This window comes from Microbacterium ureisolvens (assembly GCF_015278315.1).
In the GTDB taxonomy this organism is placed as follows: Bacteria; Actinomycetota; Actinomycetes; order Actinomycetales; family Microbacteriaceae; genus Microbacterium; species Microbacterium ureisolvens.
Window position 1 is genome coordinate 40489 of sequence record NZ_JADIJE010000004.1, and the last position, 21578, is coordinate 62066.

Annotated in this window: 21 protein-coding genes; 14 read left to right on the plus strand and 7 right to left on the minus strand. The window is 68.5% G+C overall.

Annotation, left to right across the window (positions count from 1 at the left end):
• Position 1: 1 nt before the first annotated feature.
• On the minus strand, positions 2–433 hold the full coding sequence (locus IM767_RS07495; RefSeq protein ID WP_239453191.1) for a DUF1294 domain-containing protein: 432 nt from the start codon (positions 431–433) through the stop codon (positions 2–4).
• A gap of 41 nt (positions 434–474) precedes the next feature.
• Here IM767_RS07495 and IM767_RS07500 point away from each other — a divergent pair, with 41 nt between their 5' ends.
• Positions 475–903, plus strand: coding sequence for an SRPBCC family protein (locus IM767_RS07500; protein ID WP_109209213.1), 429 nt, complete (start codon positions 475–477; stop codon positions 901–903).
• A gap of 44 nt (positions 904–947) precedes the next feature.
• Positions 948–1247 (plus strand): DUF1905 domain-containing protein, encoded by a 300-nt coding sequence (locus IM767_RS07505; protein WP_109209214.1) that lies wholly within the window; start codon positions 948–950, stop codon positions 1245–1247.
• 173 nt (positions 1248–1420) lie between these two features.
• Here IM767_RS07505 and IM767_RS07510 read toward each other — a convergent pair whose 3' ends face one another.
• Positions 1421–2644, minus strand: coding sequence for a Fic family protein (locus IM767_RS07510; RefSeq protein ID WP_109209215.1), 1224 nt, complete (start codon positions 2642–2644; stop codon positions 1421–1423).
• Positions 2645–2780: 136 nt separating this feature from the next.
• A complete protein-coding gene (locus IM767_RS07515) occupies positions 2781–4163 on the minus strand; it encodes an HNH endonuclease signature motif containing protein (RefSeq protein WP_109209216.1) in 1383 nt (460 codons plus the stop codon).
• Positions 4164–4861: 698 nt separating this feature from the next.
• Here IM767_RS07515 and IM767_RS07520 point away from each other — a divergent pair.
• The 10 genes from IM767_RS07520 (at position 4862) to IM767_RS07565 (ending at position 13869) form a co-directional block, all read left to right on the plus strand.
• On the plus strand, positions 4862–5305 hold the full coding sequence (locus IM767_RS07520) for a type II secretion system protein (RefSeq protein WP_109209217.1): 444 nt from the start codon (positions 4862–4864) through the stop codon (positions 5303–5305).
• 90 nt (positions 5306–5395) lie between these two features.
• Positions 5396–5794 carry a type IV pilus modification PilV family protein gene (locus IM767_RS07525; protein ID WP_109209218.1) on the plus strand — a complete coding sequence of 133 codons (399 nt, stop codon included), beginning with the start codon at positions 5396–5398 and terminating at the stop codon, positions 5792–5794.
• Positions 5795–5797: 3 nt separating this feature from the next.
• Positions 5798–6376 (plus strand): PilW family protein, encoded by a 579-nt coding sequence (locus IM767_RS07530; protein ID WP_109209219.1) that lies wholly within the window; start codon positions 5798–5800, stop codon positions 6374–6376.
• Positions 6367–7995, plus strand: coding sequence for a hypothetical protein (locus tag IM767_RS07535; protein ID WP_109209220.1), 1629 nt, complete (start codon positions 6367–6369; stop codon positions 7993–7995). The genes IM767_RS07530 and IM767_RS07535 overlap by 10 nt, the downstream gene beginning before the upstream one ends.
• Before the next feature lie 3 nt (positions 7996–7998).
• Positions 7999–8883: a prepilin peptidase gene (locus tag IM767_RS07540; protein WP_109209221.1), complete on the plus strand. Its 885-nt coding sequence runs from the start codon at positions 7999–8001 to the stop codon at positions 8881–8883.
• A 27-nt stretch (positions 8884–8910) separates the two neighbouring features.
• On the plus strand, positions 8911–9951 hold the full coding sequence (gene pilM, locus IM767_RS07545; RefSeq protein ID WP_109209222.1) for a type IV pilus biogenesis protein PilM: 1041 nt from the start codon (positions 8911–8913) through the stop codon (positions 9949–9951).
• Positions 9948–10595 (plus strand): hypothetical protein, encoded by a 648-nt coding sequence (locus IM767_RS07550; RefSeq protein WP_109209223.1) that lies wholly within the window; start codon positions 9948–9950, stop codon positions 10593–10595. The genes pilM and IM767_RS07550 overlap by 4 nt, the downstream gene beginning before the upstream one ends.
• Positions 10595–11281: a hypothetical protein gene (locus IM767_RS07555; protein WP_162564216.1), complete on the plus strand. Its 687-nt coding sequence runs from the start codon at positions 10595–10597 to the stop codon at positions 11279–11281. The genes IM767_RS07550 and IM767_RS07555 overlap by 1 nt, the downstream gene beginning before the upstream one ends.
• 5 nt (positions 11282–11286) lie before the next feature.
• A complete protein-coding gene (locus tag IM767_RS07560) occupies positions 11287–12627 on the plus strand; it encodes a type IV pilus twitching motility protein PilT (RefSeq protein ID WP_275426014.1) in 1341 nt (446 codons plus the stop codon).
• A gap of 3 nt (positions 12628–12630) precedes the next feature.
• Positions 12631–13869, plus strand: a complete 1239-nt coding sequence (locus IM767_RS07565; RefSeq protein WP_109209225.1) for a type II secretion system F family protein — start codon at positions 12631–12633, stop codon at positions 13867–13869.
• Positions 13870–14060: 191 nt separating this feature from the next.
• Here the strand turns inward: IM767_RS07565 and IM767_RS07570 are convergent, their stop codons facing one another.
• Positions 14061–15728, minus strand: a complete 1668-nt coding sequence (locus tag IM767_RS07570; RefSeq protein WP_109209226.1) for a GspE/PulE family protein — start codon at positions 15726–15728, stop codon at positions 14061–14063.
• An 85-nt stretch (positions 15729–15813) separates the two neighbouring features.
• Between IM767_RS07570 and IM767_RS07575 the strand changes: the two genes are divergently transcribed.
• Positions 15814–16938 carry a YihY/virulence factor BrkB family protein gene (locus IM767_RS07575; protein WP_109209227.1) on the plus strand — a complete coding sequence of 375 codons (1125 nt, stop codon included), beginning with the start codon at positions 15814–15816 and terminating at the stop codon, positions 16936–16938.
• Positions 16935–17702: an NAD(P)H-hydrate epimerase gene (locus tag IM767_RS07580; protein WP_109209228.1), complete on the plus strand. Its 768-nt coding sequence runs from the start codon at positions 16935–16937 to the stop codon at positions 17700–17702. The genes IM767_RS07575 and IM767_RS07580 overlap by 4 nt, the downstream gene beginning before the upstream one ends.
• 21 nt (positions 17703–17723) lie before the next feature.
• Here IM767_RS07580 and IM767_RS07585 read toward each other — a convergent pair whose 3' ends face one another.
• The 3 genes from IM767_RS07585 to IM767_RS07595 form a co-directional block, all read right to left on the minus strand.
• The gene (locus IM767_RS07585) at positions 17724–18083 is read right to left on the minus strand and encodes a hypothetical protein (RefSeq protein ID WP_109209229.1); all 360 of its coding nucleotides are present in this window, start codon (positions 18081–18083) and stop codon (positions 17724–17726) included.
• A gap of 82 nt (positions 18084–18165) precedes the next feature.
• A complete protein-coding gene (locus IM767_RS07590) occupies positions 18166–18897 on the minus strand; it encodes a glutamine amidotransferase (protein WP_109209230.1) in 732 nt (243 codons plus the stop codon).
• 74 nt (positions 18898–18971) lie between these two features.
• A complete protein-coding gene (locus IM767_RS07595) occupies positions 18972–21515 on the minus strand; it encodes a rhamnogalacturonan lyase (protein WP_109209231.1) in 2544 nt (847 codons plus the stop codon).
• Positions 21516–21578: the final 63 nt, after the last annotated feature.

Consider the following 21578-nt stretch of genomic DNA (forward strand, 5'->3'; position numbering starts at 1 on the left):
GTCAGAGGCTGAACGGCGGCGCGACGACGTACAGGTACGCGCCGAGCGCGAGGATGTTGACGCCGACGGTGCCCCAGAACGCCCGCCGGAAGCTGCGCTTGCGCGTCTTGTGGCGGAAGAGCTGCTGCGCGATCAGGGCGCCCGGCCAGCCTCCGATGAGACCGAGGATCAGCAGCGTCTGCTCCGAGATCCGCCCCGCCCCGCGCCGTGCCGCCGACTTGTCGAGGCCGTACGCCGCGAACGCGACGACGCTGGCGCCCCCGTACAGGGCGAGAATCCACCACGGCAGGTCGAAGCCGAGGTAGGCGATCGCGAAGGCGCCGGCGAACACGATCAGCACCGTCCAACTGAGCGCAGCCGGCAGCGGCCGGGACAGATCGCGTCCGGGCCGTTCGGGCGCGGCGACGGGATTGCGCGGGCGAGGGTGCGACATGTGCTTGATCCTATGGGGGTGCCCCGGCGTAGGTTGTCGGCATGCACGAGCTCACCGAAGAAGCGCTGGTCGCGGCATCCGTCGACGTCACCTGGCGCGAGTTCACGAACGCCGACCTGCTCGCCCAGTGGTACTGGCCGCCGCGGTTCGAGACGACGGCCGTCGTCGAGCTGCGGGAACTCGGGCGATGGGAGGTGCGTTCCGTGCCCGTCGACATGGCCGTCGAAGGCACCGTGCTCACCTTCCAGGCGCCTCGCGATCTGCGGCTCGCCTGGCGCTGGGCGGGTGAGGATCATTCGACGGACGTCGAGCTCGAGCTGCAGCCTGCAGCGGATGCCGCCACCCGCGTGATCGTGCGGCACTCCGGCTTCGCGACCCAGGAGGAGCGCGACCAGCACATCGAGGGGTGGTCGTCATGTCTCCAGCGTCTGATCGACCGGCACGGCGGTGCTCCGGGCGAGCATCTCTGACCCGCCAGCGGCACGGTGTCGTGGACCGGCGGTAGCGTCGGAACGTGATCATCGAGTTCGACGGGGAGGTGTTCCGCTGGGATGCGCGGGAGGATTCGGCCTGGTTCTTCACCTCCGTTCCGCCTGAGCTGAGCGAGGAGATCCGCGAGATCCCGCGGCCGTATCGCGGATTCGGGTCGGTGCGGGTACGGGCGCGCATCGGCGTCAGCGAGTGGACGACGTCGATCTTCCCGTCGTCGGGCTCCGGGTCCTACGTCCTCCCGCTGAAGAAGGCGGTGCGCACCGCGGAGGAGCTGGTTGACGGGGGACCGGTGACCGTGCGGCTCGAGGTGCTCGACGGCTGAACCCCGTCGCGGTTGGAGCATCCATGTACTCGTCGTGAGCGGCGTGGCCGCCCGAGACGCCGATGGTTCCACGCGGCGCCCCAGGCTGGCCGTTCGCGGTCGCGTATCCGATCGCCCGCTGCCGGCAGCGTGGCAGCGGTGTCACCGTTGCGCCAATGGTTGCGCGCGCCGCGTCAGGCCACCGTGTCGAGCATCCGGCGCTGAATGCGGCGGTCGAGGTCGTCGAGCTCGCCGATCACGTCGTTCGCGGCCCACACGCGGTCTCGCTTGCGTCCGGTGATCTCGGCGATCACGCCGGCATCGGTGAGCCGGTCGAGCGCCGCGTAGGCGGTCGCCGCGGTGCTGCCGATCGCAGTGAGAGCGTCCTCCGCCGACATGACCGGGTCGTCGAGCAGGGCGGTGAGAAGGCGGTCGGTGGCTGATCCCGGCGATGCGTCGACGAGCGCTCGCCATTCCGCCGGCAGCTCCCGCAGCGCCTCGATTGACGCGCGCGATTCGATCGCCGCCGCGACGGCCGCGCGCACCATGATCTCGACGACCGGAGTCGGGTCGCCGTCGCGGTACTCGCCGAGCGCGGCGAAGTAGTCGTCGCGCACCGCGAGGATGCCGCTGGCCAGCGGCACCACCGCCGTCCTCGTGACTCCGCGTCGGCGCAGGATGGCGCTGACGAGCGCGCGCCCGATGCGGCCGTTGCCGTCGGTGAACGGGTGGATGGACTCGAACTGCGCGTGGGCGATCGCCGCCTGCACGAACACGGGAACGTCGTTGCGCGCCGTCCAATCGATCAGATCGTCGAGGAGCGGGGCCACGAGGTCGGGCGGCGGCGGCACGTACAGGGCGTCTCGCGGACTGTGGTCGCTTCCGCCGATCCAGTTCTGCACGTCGCGGAGGCGGCCGGCATAGTGCGCTTCAGCGCTGTCGTCAGCCATGAGCGTGCGGTGTGCGGCGAGCAGGTCTTCGGCACTGATGCGTCCGGTCTCGCCGGCACGGTCGACGAGGCGATGGAGTGCAGCGGATGCCGCCACCATGCTCGTCGCGCTGCTGTTCGCCCGGCTGCCCGCAAGGGCGCGGGCGTAGTCAGCCGCACTCGCCGAGATCCGTTCGATCTTGGAGGAGGCGACCGACTCCGTGCGGAGCATGAACCGTCCGAGCGCGCGCGACTGCGAGCGCGCCTCGCCGTCGGTCGTCATCACCTCGATGAGAGCCCGCTCCGACGCCGCGATGAGGCGGGCGCTCGGAATGAAGGTCAGGGACGCGATGCGCGGTGGGAGCGCGACGGAGACGGAGCGCAGCGTCCGGTCGTCGCGACTGCCGCCGCGCACCGACTGGCGCCATTCGCGCTCCTCGCGCGTGTGCGCGGGCCAGTTGCGATTCCGGAGTGAATCAGCGGCATCCACTGTTTCATTCTAGTCGGCTCGATTGAAATAAGCCCAACGTTGTCCTCACGCCGCCCCTGCCAATGACTTCGGGGCGATCCACGTTCTGCTTCGACCGCCACGGTGGTGGATCGAGTCAGCGCCCGCGTTCTGTTGATCACCACGGCGGCGGGTCGGCGTCGATGGTCACTGCGGTGGGGGAGACCCACCACGTCGCTCCGGTGACCTCGTCGCGATAGAGCTGCCACGTGCTCTTGCTCTTCAGGGTGTGGTGGTGCTCGCAGAGCGGCGCGAGGTTCGTGTCGGCGGTCGTGCCGCCGTACTGCCAGTCGAGGCGGTGGTCGATGTCGCAATCTCGGGCTGAGCGGACGCAACCGGGCCCGATGCAGACTGGATCCCGGACGCCGAGCCAGCGTCTCAATGCCTTCGGAACGCGGTAGGTGGCGCGGTCGACGTCGAGAACCGTTCCGGTCACGGGGTGGGTAAGGATGCGCACCCAGCTGGACGCCTCGCCGGCGAGCCGCCGGGCCGTCTCGGCGTCGATCGGACCGTAGCCGTCGAGTGTCGCGACCTCATCACCGTGCCCCAGCACCGTCATGACCGGCACGGTGACGGCAACCGAGGGTCGCGACCGGCGGGCGTCCTGCGCTGGCGTCGTGGTGGTCGTCATGAGATCGAGCAGCGTGTCGGCTCGAAGCTGGGCGAGAGTGCGCTCTTCCTCCGGCTGACTGCGGAGGCTGCGAGCCCGCCCGTCGGCATTTCGAAAGGCGGTCAGCACGCGATCGGCCGGGCCGAAGACGGTGATCGATGCCATACCGTCGTGCTCGGCCTGGAACCAGGCGTTGCGATCAGCGGCTGCGCGCTTGTGTCGCACATCGAGCGGCTCGGGGTGAAGCCTCTCGCGTGCGACCCGAGCGCGGATACGGAACTTGCCCGGTTGAAGCGTCTGGGCCGCATTCTCCATCGCCTCGTCGAACCGCGCCCATGCCTCAGCGGCATCGACGGGGAGGGTCGCGGCGTGCTGGGCGGTGGTCGCGGCATTCTGTGCGGGGACTTTTCCGGAGCGGAATGCCTCCCACACTCGCGGGCAGCGCTCGCGCAGGATGTCGGCGTGCGCAGCTCTCGTGCGGACAGTCGCCTCCGACATCCCCAGACGCGTGGCGAGCTCCATCGCCGCCGCGCGCACCGCGATGCTCCGTCGTTCAGCGCGCACAGCAGAGACCGGACGTCCTTGCGGATCCCGCCATGCCGGGTCCCGTGTCGGATCGGGCCCGACCCAGGGATCAGGGCAGGACGCGGCATCCGTCAGCACACTGGCGATGCCCGCATACTCATCGGCGATGAGGAGCCTCTGACGGAAGACCACGTACTCCAGGTCGTTCATCGCCGCCGCGTGGTTCGCTCCCGACCTTTCCAGGTCGGCGAGATCGACGTCCGGAGGCAACTCGCCTGGTTCGAGCACATCACGGGCGTCCACGAAGCGGTCCGGATCGCCCTCGACCCGGCGATTGGCGTCCCATGCGCTCGCTGAAAGACTCACATGTCCATACTATGAGCGGCCTCCGACATTCGAATAAAAAGACGACGGCGGCAGGGTATATCCGGCGTCGCGAGCGGGTCACCCTCAGTATTCCGATCCCGGATCTGTGCGTCCGACCCCTGCTGAGCAGCGATCACTGGGCGGACCGGCATGGTCCGACGACGAAGCTTTCGGGGTTCGCCGTGGGTGACATTCGGGCCAGCGTGATCAACCCACACCGCCAGTCCGAGTTCGGCATCGCGCTCGACCCGCCGTGCACGGATTCGACACGACGATCTTCCGGTTGCGGTACCGGATCGATGTCGTCGGCGAGTACGTCGGCGACCTCTCTTTGCCGATTTGACGCGGGGTCCGGCGCCGGCAGACGACGTGGAGGGGGACGGATGCCGTCGCTTCGCGCCGCGCGATCAGGCGGTGGGAGGCGGCCTTCGTGGCGGGCGGAGATCCAGGTCCCGAGCTCTGGTTGTCACAGTCGAGCCTGAGGCGTTCTTGAGGAAACGCTGCATACGTCTGCATTGACATCTGCTGGCGGAATTTCGGATGCTCTATGGCGGGAGGGGATTCACGCTTTGCGCGTGTGTCTCAAACCCAGCTCTAACAGAGTCTGGGACGTGTTACTGGGGTGTTTGAGACCGGGCGCTTTCGCGCGCCGGTCGGTTAGAGCTGACCTATCAACTCACACTGGGGAGAGACGCGCCATGCGTGCAACTATCAAGAACTACATCGAGGCGGCGAACCGCCGTCGCGAGGAAGAGGGCGAAGAAGGCTTCTCCCTCATCGAGCTCATCATCGTCGTCGTGATCCTCGGCATCCTCGTCGCGATCGCCGTTCCGATTTTCGCGAACATCCAGCAAAATGCCGAGCGCAATGCTGTGTCTGCCGCCGCAGCAAACGCGGCAACGGCTGCCGCCGCATCCATCGCGAACTCGGAAGCCACCGCCGCCGTCACCGCCGCGGCGGCCTCGGGCGGGAGCAACGGCATCACCACGGGCTTCACGACAGCGGGATCTGGCACCGTTTCGACGACCGTGCCCACCACGGTCGGCGCGGTCTGCACCGTCGCCAGCAAATCGGTCAGTGGCACGACCATCTGGGCTGAGGCTGGGCCAGGCTGCGGTAGCGGGGACCACAACAGCTGGTGACTGAATCCCAATCGCTAGGGCCGGGCTTCATTTCCCGGCCCTAGTAGCAATATTGAGTATTGGGGTTCTGCCACTTGGGGAGGTGGGCGGATGAGGGGTCGTAGCGCTGACGCTGCGGGATTCAGCCTTATCGAAGTCGTGATCGCGATGGTGATTCTTGGATTCATCGCAATCGCGCTCCTTCCCGTCCTCATCAGCGGAATCCGGTATTCCGCCGAGCAAGCGGATGTTGCATCCGCGACGCGGGAGCTCAACGCACTCATCGAGAGGGCGCGCTCGACTCCAACCTGCGCCACCCTCACCTCGGTCGCCGCTCCGACGAAGTTCCGGGATGGGGCTGTCGTCACCACCGGGACGTACGACTACGAGTCCGAAGGAGCCGGGTTCGTGTGTATGTCGAGTGGCCTGAATCACCTGGAACTCACCGCGACCACTCCGTCGGGCAGTGTGCTGATGACGGTGACCGCCGAGATCAACGTGGGCGGCTGACTCATGCACGAACCCGTTCCGACGCACCGTGACGCGGGCATGACGCTCATCGAGCTCATCGTCGGGATCATCGTGTCCATGCTCGTGCTCGGCGGCATCGCGACGGTCCTCATCAACTCTTTCATCACGCAGAACTCGGTCCTGTCGACCTCCGAGGCGACCAACCGTGGCCAACTGGTCGGGTCCGCAGTCGAAAAGGCGATGCGCAATGCCGTGTACTCGACGGTGACAAGCGGAGGGACGGTGCTGCTCGTGGAGACCACGTTCGACGCTCCCGGCGACACCCGACACTGTCAGGCGTTCCGGCTCGCTGACAAGACCGCGCAGACCGCTTCTTCTGCCACCGACATCACCGTGCCGGCTTGGGGCACCTGGCTCGAAGATGATGCCGCCCGCCAGTGGACCGTGCTGGTCCGCCAGAACGGCAGCACGCCGTTCTTCGCCCAGACCGACCCGACGCAACCCAATGGAGGGGTGCGCTACGTGTTCGATATCGAGACCGATTCGGCGCCTGTCGTCTTTCGCGGCGAGGTTCGCCCCGAGTGGCAGCCCGCAGCAGGAGGGGATGCGACATGCTGGTGACAAAGATGCGCGCGCTGGTTCATCGCCGCGACGACGACGGCGCAGTGCTCGTCACGGTCGTCGTCGTCATGCTGGTGGGGTTCGTCATCGCCACGATGATCGCGGCATCGGTCCTGTTCACCATTCAGTCGAACGTCGGGAACAAGGATCGAACTCAGGCATTCATCGCCGCTGAGTCCGGCCGCGACGTCGCCGTGAACTCGATCCGATCGAAGATCGGCGAGGACGGCGTCGATTGCGCCTTGAACCCGTTCGCGCTCACGGGGTCGGGCAGCAGCCCCAATTTCGACTACGAGATCCACATCTCGCAAGACGTCGTTCGCCCGGCGATCGACGCGCCCGGTTCGTGGGCGAGTGGCTGCCCCACCGACCTCACGAAGTGGGTCAAGATCACGTCGACCGGCTGGCAGGTGGCTTCGGCCAAGACGACGGTGGACTCGATCTATCCGTGGTTCCACGGGCCGGCAACGACACCATCCGGCACGGTCGCGTTCTTCGAGGGCCAGTTCACGGCGACGAAGTCTACGTACACCGGCGACCTCGTGATTCGCGACGGTGACTATTCGTGCAACAACGGTGCATCCGGCGGCATCCAGGGCGACTTGTGGGTCCTTCGCGGCAAGATGACGATCACCGACACCTGCATTGTCACAGGCAGTGTGTACGTTCGCGACAGCATCAGCGTGGCCAACAAGCAGCTTCGCGTGGGCGGTGATCTGATCTCCGCTACCGGAACCATCAATCTGAACGCCAATGGTGCCGAAGTCGGCGGGGACGTCTACGCCGCCGGCAATATCAACACCAAGACCGGTTCCGGGGTCGTGAAGGGAGCATTCAAGACGCCCGCCAGCATGGTCGACCACGATCCTACGAAGTGGACCAACGGGGCAACGCCTCCCCAACCAGTGCCGGTGGACGACAATGCGCCGGCACCGGTGATCAGTCCGACCCTGGAGCAGGTGTACGACGCCACCAGCTGGATCGAACTCACGCAGGATACGACGTGGGGCAACGCCGGCATGCCGGTGTACGCGTCGACCCCGGGCACGGTGTGCACGACCACGCAGATCCAGTCGGTGATGAGCGTCGCCGGGGTCCGTGCCGTGATCGACTTGACGGGCTGCCCCTTGAAGGGAAGCGCGATCGAGGTGAAGCCCGACAATGTCACCCTGATGCGGGACGTCATGATCCTCGTGCCCGCGAACGAGAAGATGGATCTTGTGCTCGACGGCACGATCTCGCGGCCTTCCGGCACGACGCTCGACAACAGCCCTCAGCTGTTCGTCGTCCACCTCGACCCCAACGGCAGCGATGGGCGGCCGCCGGCCTGCTCCAGCTCTCAACTCGATTCGTTCAGTGCCAAGGGTGTCAACAACGTCCGGATCCTGATCTACAGCGCCTGCGGTATCGGAAGCACGATGGCGCTCACGATGTCGGGTCAGCTCTATATGGGAAGCGATGGCCTCCATCTGAACGGTGGAACGTTCACCTGCAAGCCGATGTCGTGGAAGCCGACGCTGCCGACCATCAGTTGCGGCGTCAAGGGCGAAGGCAGCATCTTCGATCCGGGCAACACGGTGACTCGACTCGACAGCCTGACCTACCAAGCCGAGCGGTAGCACGTGACTTCTTTCATCATCTTCCTCGTCGTCATCGCGGGGCTCCTCGGCCTCCTGATCGGGTCGTTCCTCAACGTCGTCGCCTACCGCGTGCCGGCGAAGATCTCGCTGATGCGCGAGAGCCGGTGCCCGCACTGCGACGCGAAGATCAAGCCGTGGCACAACGTGCCGGTCATCGGGTGGATCGCGCTGCGCGGCAAGTGCGCCAACTGCAAGGCGTCGATCTCGGCGCGGTATCCGATCGTCGAGGCCGTCACCGGGCTCGCCTTCGCCCTCGTCACGTGGTGGGGCCTCGCCGTCTACGACGGCCTGCTCGGATCGACGCTGCCGAGGTACCTGGAGTCGCCGGCGTGGGACGGCATCGTCTATCCGGCCGACGTCTGGGCTGCCGCCCTCGTCGTCGTCGCGTTCCTGTACTTCGCGGCGATCTCGATTGTGCTGACGCTCATCGACCTCGACACGCATCGGCTGCCGAACAGCATCGTGCTTCCTAGCTACCTCGTGGCCGGCATCCTGTTCACCATCGCCGCATGGCTGACGGGCGAGTGGGGTCTCCTGCTCGGTGCGGGCGTCGGGATGGCTGCGCTGTACCTCTTCTACTTCGTGCTGCGCTTGGTCCGCCCGGCCGGCATGGGCGGGGGAGACGTGAAACTCGCCGGGGTGATCGGCATCTACCTCGGCTGGCTGGGATGGGGTGCGCTCGCTGTGGGGGCGTTCGCGGCCTTCCTGTACGGAGGAGTGTTCGGCATCGCGCTCATGCTGCTGCGCCGTGCCGGACGCAAGACCGCCATCCCGTTCGGACCGTGGATGATCCTCGGCGCCTGGACGGGAGTGTTCGCCGGCGAGGCCGTCGGCAAGTGGTACGTGAATCTGTTCGTCGGAACCTAGACCGGCGAATCCTGGGGAGGAAACAACATGGCCAAGACGATCGTGGGGCTGGAGGTGACCGAAGAGAGCGTCCGCGCAGCGGAGATCTCACTCGGTCGCCGACCACAGCTGATCGCGTACGGCGAAGTGCCGCTGCCGCCCGAGGCAGCGCGCGACTCGGAGGTGCTCGATTCCGGCGCCGTCGCCGTCGCGCTCCGGCAGCTGTGGACCGGAGCGAGATTCAAGAGCCGGGATGCCGTACTCGGCGTCGCGAGCCGGCGCATCCTGGTGCGCGAATACACGACGCAGGCGATGCGACCCGACCTGCTGCGCGAGGCTCTGCCGTATCAGGTGCAGGACCTCCTGCCGGTGCCCGCAAGTCAAGCGGTACTGGACTTTTTCCCCCTCACGCAGGAGGGCGACCAGGTCTCGGGCCTTCTCGTCGCGGCCGTGTCGGAGAACATCGAGCAGATCATCTCGACGCTCGGTAAGGTCAAGGTGCGCGCACAGGCCGTCGACCTCGCCGCCTTCGGGCTCGCCCGCGTGACCGCGCCGCTCGTCTCGCCCGACGAGGCCGTCGCCACAGTCAGCATCGGCGATCACACCACGCAGGTCGTGATCGCACGCGGCGGCGTTCCCCTGTTCGTCCGTCTGCTCCCCATCGATGTCGCCACCGCCGCCAGCCGTCGCCACAGTGCAGAGCTGGTCGAACCCGAGCTCGCGCTCGCCGCCGTCGGCGCGGGCAACGGCAATGGCAACGGCGCCGGGCTCGCCGTGGCCGGCCGCACCCGCGGGGCGATCCGCGCCGCGACCCCGCCCGGTGCGTCCGACCTCGCCGCGCGCCTGCGGAGCACCCTCGCCTTCTTCGGCAGCCGCGCCAACGCGCTGCCGATCACGCGCGTCTTCATCACCGGCGCCGGCGCCGCGGTGGAGGGCGTCGTGCCGACCATCGGCACCGCGATCGACATCCCGGTGACCGTCATCACGGTCGGCGACATCGTCTCGATGTCGGCTCCGCCGCCCGCCGGAGAGGTCGCCTTCAACCTCGTCGGCACGGTCGGCGTCGCACTGGGGGAGGCAGGCAAATGACCGCCATTCCCGTCCCGTTCTCGGGAGTTCCCCGCGTCAACCTCATGCCGCGCAGCGAGGTTGCGCGGCGCGAGCGCGACTCCCTCGTGCGCACCTGGGTGTGGATCGTGCTCGGCGCGATCGTCGTCGCGGTGCTCATCATCGCCGGCGCGTTCGCATTCAAGTTCTTCGCCGACCAGCGTCTCGTCGCCGAACAGGCGCAGACGAACACGCTCCTCACCGAGATCGCGGGGCTCTCCGAAGTCAGCCAGGCGATCGCCACGGAGTCGGAGCTGACGGACTTCCGCACCGACGCCATGGCCACCGACCTCGCCTGGACGCCCGTCATGGCCAAGATCACCGGCATCCTTCCCGGCGACACGACCCTGACCGGCGTGGACTTCACCGTCGGCGGAGTACCGCAGGGTGAAGACGCCACGCTGGAGCAGGGGATCGTGGGCACGGTCACGTTCGACAGCCCGACGCCGCTCGACATCGTCGCGCTGATCCGCTCGCTGCGCGCGGTCGAGGGCGTTCTGTATGCCGACGGCCAGTCCGTGACGGGCAGCCAGGTGTCGGAGGGCCGGTTCGCCTACGTGCTGAACGTCGAGTTCGACCAGACCGTCTACTCGAACCAATTCGCTGCCGAAGAAGGGAGCGAGTGATGCCCAAGCACCTCGTCACAGCGATCGGCCTCGTGATCTCGCTCGGCGTGATCGCGCTCGGCGTGTTCCTCGTCGCCTTGCCGCTGTACTTCCAGGCGGTCTCCGTCGACGCGCAGACCGCGACCGTCGCGAACACCAACGCGGTCTATCAGGCGCAGGTCGACAGCCTCACGGCCGAGCAGGAGAACCTCGACACGATCAACGCCAACGTCGCCCAGCTGCGCTCGCAGATCCCGCCGACCGCCCAGTTCGACGACGTCTTCGAGGTCGTCGGACGCGCGGCTCAGGGATCCGGCGTGGCCATCACCGCCGTCACCGCGGGGGAGCAGGTCGCGTACGCGACCCGCACCAGCGCGGCCGACGATGACGCCGCGGCGGCCGCGGCGCCGGCACCGGAGGCGACCGAAGGCGCGACGGACCCCGCGACCGAGACCGCGACGGATCCGGCCGCGGGAACCTCTCCGGCGGCCACCGCGCCCGACGCCACCGCGGGCACCGCTCGTCAGCAGGCCGACTTCGTGATCAGCGCGACGGCGGCCGACATGGACCAGGCGACCGCGTTCGTCGAGGCCCTCCGCGCGGGGCCGCGCCTGCTCAACAGCATGTCCGTGACGATGACGGAGAGCGGCGAAGGCACGGTCGACATCCAGATCGCCGCGCTCACCTACATCGACGAGGAAGGGTGACGGCGATGGAAGAGCTCGACTTCGAAACGCTCCTCGCCCGCGGCGCGCGCCACCGCGCGTCAGACGTGCACATCACCGCAGGCTCGCCGCCGCTGCTGCGCGTCGACGGCGACCTCGTGCCGGTGCCCGGTTACCCGGAGCCGCTCTCCGACGAATGGGTCGAGCGCACGGCCTTCGACCTCATGGGCGAAGGCCAGCGGCAGGAGTTCCTCGAGCACGGCGAGGTGGACCTCGCCCACGCCACTCCGGGCATCGGCCGGTTCCGCACCAACGTGTACCGGCAGCTCGGCGCGATCGCGATCGCGCTGCGCTACATCCCCGACCGCGTGTACTCGCTCGAGGAGCTCGGCGCACCGCCGATCGCCCGCGATCTCGCGCTGCGTCCCCGCGGACTCGTGCTGCTCACGGGCCCGACAGGTTCGGGCAAGTCGACCACGCTCACCGCGATGGTCGACATCATCAACCAGCTGGTGCCGGCGCACATCATCACGATCGAAGACCCGATCGAGTTCCACCACCAGTCCAAGCGCGCGCTCATCCATCAGCGCGAGGTCGGGCGCGACACGAACTCGTTCGCCGAGGCCCTGCGTCGCGTCCTCCGCCAGGACCCCGACGTGATCCTCATCGGCGAGCTTCGCGACCCGGAGTCCATCTCGACGGCCCTGTCGGCCGCTGAGACCGGCCACCTCGTCCTGTCCACTCTGCACACCCAGGGCGCGGCGAAGAGCATCAACCGCATCATCGACGTGTTCCCCGCCGACCAGCAGCACCAGATCCGCACGCAGCTCGGCGACACGCTACAGGGCATCATCAGCCAGACGCTGCTGCCGCTCGCGCAGGTCAACGGCCGCACGATCGCGACCGAGGTGCTCATCAACACCCCGGCCGTGGCGAACATGATCCGCGAGGGTCAGGTCGCGCAGATCTACTCGGCGATGCAGGCAGGCTCCGAGATCGGCATGCACACGCTCGACCAGGATCTGCGCCGTCTCGTCGGAGAAGGCACCATCGCGCGCAACGTCGCGGCGGACTTCGCGGTCGACCCGAAGAGCCTCGACGGCGTCTACATCAAGCCGCGCGATCTCGACGCGGAGGAGTGGGCGCACCACGCCGGCGAATGGCGGCAGGCGGATGCCGCGGCATCCGTCCCCGCCAACGCCGCGGCCGGAACCGGCATCGGCATGGGATCGCGCTTCGGCACGCCCACCGTCGGCGGCCGCGTCGACCCGACCGCGCGCGACATCGGCTGGACGGACGACGCGGAAGCCGCGGTGACGGAAGACGCGGTGTACGACCCGGGCGGGTTCGGCTACGGCTGGGCCACGATGCCGCGCAAGGAGGGCTGACGCATGGCCGTCGTTCAGGAATTCATCTACCGTGCCGTCGACCCCCGCGCGGGCTCGGTCGTCAAGGGCACCATCGAGGCGGCCAGCGAGTCGGCTGTCACGGGCAAGCTCAAGGCCCAGGGGCTCACGCCCCTCGAGGTGAACCTCAAGTCGAACACCGGGCTCAGCCGCGACATCAAGCTGCCCGGGGCGACCAAGACCGTCTCGGCGCGCACGCTCGCGGTGTTCTCGCGGCAGATGGCGGGGCTCATCAACGCCGGTCTGCCGCTCATGCGGACGCTCGCGATCCTCATCGAGCAGGCCGACGACAAGAAGCTGCAGCCCGCGCTCGTGCAGGTGCAGGCCGATGTCGAGTCGGGGTCGTCGTTCTCGGCGGCGCTGGCGCGGCATCCGCAGACCTTCCCGCCGCTGATGCTGTCGATCGTCAAGGTCGGCGAGGCGGGCGGCTTCCTCGGGAGCGCCCTCGGGTCGATCGCCGACAACTATCAGCGAGAAGCAGAGCTCCACAACAAGATCCGCGCGGCCGTCACCTACCCGGCGATCGTGCTCGTGATCGCGATCATCGGCGTGCTCGTGATGGTGACCTTCGTGGTGCCGATCTTCGAGGGCATGTTCAGGGGCCTCGGTTCGGCGCTGCCGCTGCCGACCCAGATCCTCGTGACGATCTCGCAGAACATGTGGTGGATCATCCCGGCGATCATCCTGGTGGTCGTCGTGGCCCTGATCTGGTGGCGCGCCAACCGCCACACCGAGCAGTACCGGCGGTTCGTCGACCCGATCAAGCTGAAGATGCCGGTCTTCGGCAAACTCACGACGAAGATCGCCGTCGCCCGATTCGCGCGCAACCTCTCGATGATGCTGAACGCCGGCGTGCCGATCATCCAGGCGCTCGCGATCGTCGGCCAGGCCTCGAACAACTGGAAGATCGAGCAGGCCGTGCGCGACGTGCAGGAGTCGATCCGGCAAGGACGCTCGTTCGCCGCGCCGCTGGCGAAGGCCGACGTCTTCCCGGCGATGGTGCCGCAGATGGTGTCGGTCGGCGAGGAGTCCGGCACGCTCGTCGACATGCTCGCCTCGATCGCCGACTTCTACGAGGACGAGGTCGAGACCGCGACGTCGCAGCTGTCGTCGACGATCGAGCCGATCCTCATCGTCGGACTCGGCATCGTCATCGGCGGCATGGTGATCTCGCTGTACCTGCCGATCTTCACGCTGTACGGGGAACTCGCACAGCAGGGATAGGGAGGGCTCGCTTGACGGCCGGTGCGGCAGGGCGCCGGCCGTCGGGCGTGCGCCGGGTGCGGGGCGTTTCGTTTCGCTCGTTCCTCGCTCGCTCAACGACCGGGGTTGGGTTGCGGGGACGTCCGGGGCGTTTCGTCTCGCTCGTTCCCCGCTCGCTCAACGACCGGGGGTCGGAGCGCCCGCGCGCGACGTCACACGGTGACGCGCAGCACTTCCTCGATCGTCGTCAGGCCCTGGGCGACCTTGGAGAAGCCGTCCTCGCGCAGCGAGATCATGCCCTGCTGGAGAGCGACCTGACGGATCTCCGTGCCAGTCGCGCGGGTCACGACGAGAGACTCGAGCTCGTCGCTCAGGGTCATCACCTCGTGGAGCGCAACACGCCCGCGGTATCCGGTGGAGCTGCAGGCCTGGCATCCGACCGCCTTGTAGAGCTCGGGCACGTCCGCCGGGTCATGCGGGAAGCCCAGCGACGTGAGCACGTCGCTCGTCTCGACGAGCGGCTCGCGGCACCGCATGCACAGCCGGCGCGCGAGGCGCTGGGCGATCACGGCCGACAGCGCCGTCGCCACGAGGAACGGCTCGCAGCCGATCTCGGTCAGACGCGTCAGGGCCGAGGGGGCATCGTTCGTGTGCAGCGTCGAGAGCACGAGGTGACCGGTGAGGGCGGCCTCGATGGAGATGTTCGCCGTCTCCTGGTCGCGGATCTCACCGACGAGCACGACGTCGGGGTCGGAGCGCAGGATCGAGCGGAGTGCGGTGGAGAAGGTGAGGCCGGCGCGGTTGTTCACCTGCACCTGGTTGATGCCGGCAATGCGGTACTCGACCGGGTCTTCCACGGTGATGACGTTGATCTTGGGGTTCGCGATGGCGCGCAGCGCGGTATAGAGGCTCGTCGACTTGCCGGAGCCGGTCGGGCCGGTCGCGAGGATCATGCCGTGCGGCTTGATGATCGCCTCGCGGAACCGCTTCTCGTTGGTCGGCGAGAACAGCAGGTCGCGCATGGTCATGACCTGGCCGGTGTTGTCGAGGATGCGCATGACGATCTTCTCGCCCCACACGGTCGGCAGCGTCGCCACGCGCAGGTCGACGGTGCGGTTCTCGTGAGTGACCGACAGGCGTCCGTCCTGCGGTTTGCGCTTCTCGGCGATGTCGATAGACGACATGATCTTCAGGCGCGAGATGATGCCGTCCTGGATCGCCCGGTCGGCCTTCTGCATCTCGTGCAGCACGCCGTCGATGCGGAACCGGACGGTCAGCTGCTTCTCGCCCGGTTCGACGTGGATGTCGCTCGCGCGGTCGTTGATCGCCTGGGCGATCAGGAGGTTCACGAACCGGACGATGGGAGCCTCGTTGTCCTGCTCCTCGAGGTTCTCGGTGAACGCGGCCTGGTTCGCCTCGGTCTGATCCTCGATCGTCATCGAGAGTTCGCTGAGCTCTTCGTCGGAGCGCAGGAACCGCTCGAACATCTGCGTCAGCGCGTCTTCGGCGACGACGACGGGCTCCACGAACAGGTCGGTGATCGAGGCGACGTCGTCGAGGGCGACGATGTCGGTCGGGTCGAGCACGCCGACGGTCAGGCGATCGCCGCGACGATCCACCGGGATCAGGCCGTACTTGCGGCAGAGGTTGCCCGGCACCAGCGCGACCACGTTCGGGTCGAGCGGCATGTTCGCCAGGTCGATGTAGCGGTGGCCGGTGTGCAGCGCGATCGCCTCGGCGACCTGCCCCTCGCTCACGAGCTTCGAGCTCACCAGCAGGCGCTGAAGCTCCGGCCCGTCGCCCACTTGAGCGAGGGCCGCTGACATGTCGGCTGCTCGTACGGCTCCAGTGAGCACGAGCGTCTGTGCAAGACCTCTCACGGCAATTCCCCAATCCCCAGGGCCATACTAAGCGCCGCGCGTCAACCCTGGGCAGTGGTCTTCGGTGCGCGGCTAAGGTGGCGCCATGGCCGCTTCGACGAGCTCCGCTGCTTCGACAAGCCCCGCGACCGGGTGGGTCGCGAAAGCGACGACGTGGGCGCTGTCCCTCCGGCCGGTGCGCGTGTGGCTGCACTATGCCGAACGCCGGGGGCCGATGCTGTCCGACAGCGTGACGTACCGGGCGCTGTTCTCGGTGTTCGCCGGCGTGCTGCTGGGATTCTCGTTCGCCGCGATCTGGCTGGCCGACAACCCCGATGCGTGGCGGTCGCTGATCGCCGCAGTGGATGCCGCGATCCCGGGTCTCGTCGGAGAGGACGGGCTCGTCGACCCCTCCGACATCAAGGCGCCGGCCGGTCTGACCATCGCGGGCATCATCGCCCTCGTCGGTCTCCTCGGTGCGGCGATCGGTGCGATCGGATCGCTCCGGGTGGCCATCCGCACCCTCGCCGACAAGGTGCACGACGACGTCCTCTTCGTCTGGGTGCTGCTGCGCAACCTGCTCCTCGCCATCGCGATCGGCGGCGGCTTCGTGCTGTCGGCCGGCGCGACGTTCGTGGGCACGTCGTTCATCGGCGGCGTGCTGGACTGGCTGGGGATCAGCGAGAGCCCGCTCGCGCAGGTCGCGACGCGCAGCGTCTCGATCGTCGTCGTCTTCCTCCTCGATATGGCGGTCGTCGCGCTCGCCTTCGTGTCCCTCAGCGGCGTGAAGGCGCACCCGCGTTCGCTGTGGTCGGGGGCGTTCATCGGGGCACTGGGTCTCACCGTGCTTCAGCAGCTGTCGGGTCTCTTCGTGAGCGGCGCCGGCTCGAACCCGCTGCTGGCCTCGTTCGCGGCGCTCATCGCGCTGCTGCTCTGGCTCAACCTCTCGGCCCAGGTGATCCTCCTCGCCTCGACGTGGATCATCGTGTCGGAGCGCGAGCGGGTCGACCGTGTGCGCGAGCGCTTCGGTTCGCCGACGTTCGTGCTCCGGCGGGTGCGGCAGGCGGAGGATGCCGTGCGCGTGGCCACCGAGGAGCTCCAGCACGCCCGCGCCGACGCCGACAAGGAGCGGAACGACCAGGAGAAGAAGAAGGACCAGGAGAAGAAGAACGACCCGGAGAAGAAGAACGGCCCGGAGAAGAACGCCGCCGAGCAGCCGGTGCCGTCATGAGCGAGAGCGTTGCCACCTACACCGCCGAGCAGGTCCGAGCCGCCGAGCGGCCGCTGCTCGACGACGGCGTGCCGCTCATGCAGCGGGCCGCCTCCGCACTCGCCGACGTCGTGCGCGCCGAGCTCGGCCGTCTGGATCTTCGCACCGCCACCCGGCGTCCCCTCGAACCCATGCCGCAGGACTCGCCCGGTACCGTGCGGCCGCGCGTGCTCGTGCTCGCCGGCAGCGGCGACAACGGCGGCGACGCGCTCTATGCGGCCTCGCGACTCGGCGGCGTCGCCGACGTCGACGTGCTGCTCGTGGCCGACCGCTTCCACCAGGCGGCGTTCGCCGCCGCGATCGGAGCGGGCGCCCGTCGCATCGACCTCGTCGAGGTCAGCGACGTCGGCGCGAACTACGCGGTCGTCGTGGACGGCATCCTCGGCATCGGCGCCTCGCGTGAGCCGGCCCTCCGCGGCACCGCGCGTGAGGCTGTCACGACCCTGCTCGCGCTCGGCGACGAGCGGGGACGGATGCCGCGCGTCATCGCCGTCGACATCCCCAGCGGCCTGCACCCCGACACCGGCGACGCCGACGAGGCCGTGCTGCCGGCATCCGTCACGGTCACGTTCGGCGGTGTCAAGGCGGGCCTCGTCACCGGCCGGGGACCGGAGCTCGCGGGCGACGTCGTCCTCGTCGACATCGGGCTCGGCGAGGCGCTGAGCGGCGTTCAGCCGGCGGGGGAGGCATCCGTCTCCCGCGTCGTCTCCGCCGCGAAGGACTAGGGACGGCGTCCGGGCTACTCGTTATCGCCGCTGTTGCCCGGGAAGTCGGGCGAGTCCTTGTCGTGGCCGAAGGCGTTGCCGCGACCGTTGTTCCCCGGGTCCGTCGGCGTGCTTGTCGGCGTTCGGCCCGTTGCCGCCCTTCGGCCCGTCGCCGCCCTTCTCGCCCTTGCCGGCCTTGTTGCCGGGGAAGTCGGGGGAGTCCTTGTCGTGTCCGAAGGCGTTGCCGCGGCCGTTGTTCCCAGGGCCATCGTCGGGCGCGACGACCGACGCGGGAACCAGGGGCGCGGGCGCGATGCCCGAGGCGACGCTCGGCACGAGGATCGCGGCGGCGGCGACTCCGGCGATCACGGCTCCGGTGACGAGCAGCTTGGTCGACGGCATGTGGGCACCTCTCTCTCGGGCGGGGGAGGCAACCGGTGAGCGGAGCGTACCACCGCGCCGCTCCCGTGCGAAGAGGCGCGGCTCAGCGCGCGTAGCGCGTGACGAAGGTCCGCAGCATGCGACTCGGGTGCGACACCGCCGCACGCCGCACGGCCGCGAGCGTGAGCTCCAGGTCGTCGGCCGCGAAGTACCCGTAGCCGGCGTACGCGTGGATGCGCGTCGTGATGCCCTCGACGTCGAGCTCGGGGTGGAACTGCGTCGCGTACACGTTCTCGCCGACGCGGAACATCTGCACCGGGCAGCCCGGCGACGACGCCAGCAGTGTCGCCGAAGCGGGCAGTCGCGTGATCGCCTCCTTGTGCCCGACGAAAGCGTCGAACGTCTCGGGCATGCCGGCGAGAAGGGGATCGGATGCCCCGGCCCCGGTCATCGACACGGGCACCACGCTGATCGGCTCGGAGTGGGTGCGGTCGATCACGGCGCCCTGGTGCGCCCCCAGCGTACCGATGCCGTAGCAGGCGCCGAGGAACGGGAAGTCGCGCGCGACGACCTCGTCGAGGAGCGTCGAGAACTCCGCCTCGACCCGGCGCTGCACGGCCGACTTCTTCTCCAGAGGGTCGGACGCGTTGAACGGTCCGCCGCCCACGAAGATGCCCGACAGCTCCTCGAGGTCCAGGCGCGGCATCGGTTCGGCCTCGAGTCGCACCCGGATGAGCTCGTCGGGGGAGAGGCCCGAGTACCGCAGGAACAGCGCGTACTCCTCGTCGGCCGGCACGTCCTCGGCACGGGTCGCGAGGAGGACGAACGGCTTCACCGCACCAGCCTACGTGGGAAGACGGATGCCTCGTCCCGGCGCGAGCGCCGGGACGAGGCATCCGTCATCCGAACTCAGCGGTCGGTGCTGAACGCGTGGGTCCAGGTCGACACCGCACCCGCGTCCACCGCGAAGCCGGCCTTCGGCACGGCCGTCACGCGGACCTCGGAGCCGGCGGGCACCTTGACCAGCGGCTTATAGGCCTTGACGCCGTTCACGTAGTAGTCGAACGCCGGGTCGGGCGTTACGACCACGTGGTCGGACTGCGAACCGCGCGGGTTGACGAACTTCGGCTCGCGCGGGGTGGCTGCCGTCGTGAGCACGGGCACGTTCGCGAAGTCCATGTCGCTCGCGAAGTAGTAGCTCGTGTACGAGGGCTGGTTGTAGGTGGTGTTCTGGCGGGCCACCTCGGCGCGGTACTGCACGTCGTGCAGGAGCGTCGGCAGCTTGTGCGTCGTCACCTCGGTGCTCGTGAAGATGCGCAGTGCGGTCGAGTCCGCGGTGCGTACGAGCAGCTCCTCGCGCCAGTCGCCGAGCACGTCCGCGACGAGCGAGGGGTTGCCCTTCGTGCCGTTGTTCGTGCGCGTGCCCGTCGCGGTCAGCAGCCGGCCGCGCGTCCAGTCGTCGATGGTGACGTCCTGTTCGCCGCTTCCGTTGACGATCTGCGTCGTGAGGTCGGCCGCCCAGCGGATGGACTGGTTCGTGCCGGGGATCGTCGAGCCGAGGACGGTTCCCGTCGCGCTCAGCAGACCCGATGCCTCGGTGCCGCCCGGCATGCTCGCCCACGTCTCGATGCCCGGGACGTCGGGGCGGACGTCGCCGATCATGCTGCGGCCGGTGTCGCGTCCCGAGTAGGCGCCGAAGATGACCTCGCCGGTCGCCGCGTCGCGCATCGCCGAACCGTACGGCGCGTAGGCGCCGCCCTCGTGCGCCGTCCAGATCTCGAGTCCGGGACGGTTCGGGTCGATGTCGGTGACGTGCATCGCGTCGCCGTGGCCGAGGCGGACGTTGTCGCCGGGCGCGGCGCTGCCCGCGGGCAGCACGTCGAACGAGCTGTACAGCAGGCCGCCGTCGTCGTCGATGGTCGCCGCGCCGTAGACGATCTCGTGCTTGCCGTCGCCGTCGACGTCGGCCGCGCTCAGCGAGTGGAAGCCCTGCGTGGTGATCTTGCCGTAGACGGGGTCGGTGCCGTCGCGGCCGTGCGGGCCGTCGTTGAACGGGTTGGTCATCGGCACGTGGCCGCTGTCGACGAACCAGCGCGTGCTGAGGTGCTCGCCGTCCCAGTCGTACGCGGCGATGGTCGAACGCGTGTAGTAGCCGCGCGCGAAGATCGCCGACGGGTGCGAGCCGTCGAGGTAGGCGACGCCCGCCAGGAAGCGGTCGACGCGGTTGCCCGGCTCGATCCGCGACATGGCGTAGTCGCCCCAGAGCAGGCCGTCGTCACCGCGGCCCGGCTCGTAGCGGACGGTCTCGAGCTCCTCGCCGGTCGCCGAGTCGAACACGGTCAGGTACTCCGGTCCGTCGACGATGAAGCCCTCGAAGTTGCGGAGCACGTTGCGCGCGCTTCGCGACGGGGCGTAGGTGTCGATGAAGTAGTCGACCAGCTCCTCGGCATCCGCCTGCGACAGCGGGTACTCATGAGTGACCGGGATGCCGAACGCCTGCTCGAGCGTCGCCGGCCAGTTGCCCGCGACCACCTCGGGGTGCTCGGTCCAGCCCTGGAACATCTTCACGAGGTGGGCCTCGTAGTCGGCCGCGCTCATGCGGTAGTCGTCGGTGTGCGCGACACCGGCTTCGACGTCTTCGGGCAGCAGCGAGATGTACTCGGATGCCGCGGCCGAGCCGTTGGCGTCGTACTGCGTGGACTTCGTGCCCGGTGCGGTCTTGAGCATCGTCTCGGACCGGCCATCGCCGTCGAAGTCGTAGACCATGAACTGCGTGTAGTGCGCACCGGCGCGGATGTTGACGCCGAGGTCGATGCGGTTGAGCAGCGTGCCGTCGAGCTCGTAGGTGTCGACGTAGACCGGGCCGGTGTAGCCGACCTGGGAGACGTCCTTGGCGTTGGACGGATCCCACTTGACGATGAACTCGAGAGCGCCGTCGCCGTCGACATCGGCGACCGAGGCGTCGTTCGCCGAGTACGTGTACTTCTCGCCGTTCGGGTGGATCTGACCCGGCGGCGTGGTGCCGTCGGCGGGCTTCTGCAGCGGCAGGTCGTAGAAGCCGCCGCTCCAGACCGATACCGGTGCGGACTGCTCGCCGATGACGTCGTGCCACGCCGGCGCGACGGTGTAGACGGATGCCGCCGACCCGTCCGTGTCGGCGTAGTTCGTGCTGTCGTCGACCGTGGCGATCCGCTCGCCGTCGCGGAAGACCGCGAACGACGGGCCGCTCACGCCGGTCTCGGTGGCGGGGCCGGCCTCGGTGGCGAGGAGTCGCCAGCTGAGGAACACGCCCTCGCCGGTCGACACCGCGACCAGGCCGCGGTCGAGCGCTTCCAGCTGTGCGCCGGCTGGGGCGGCGTCCTCGGCCAGCGCGGGCTGCGCCAGGCCGAGGGTCAGGGCGCAGGCGGCCGTGCCGGCCACCAGCGCGCGGACAGAAGTTCTGCCGAGATTCATCTTCGAATCGCTCTCCCGGGTCGAGGTCCGCGTGGGGATGCAGACCGTTCATCGTTGTAAACG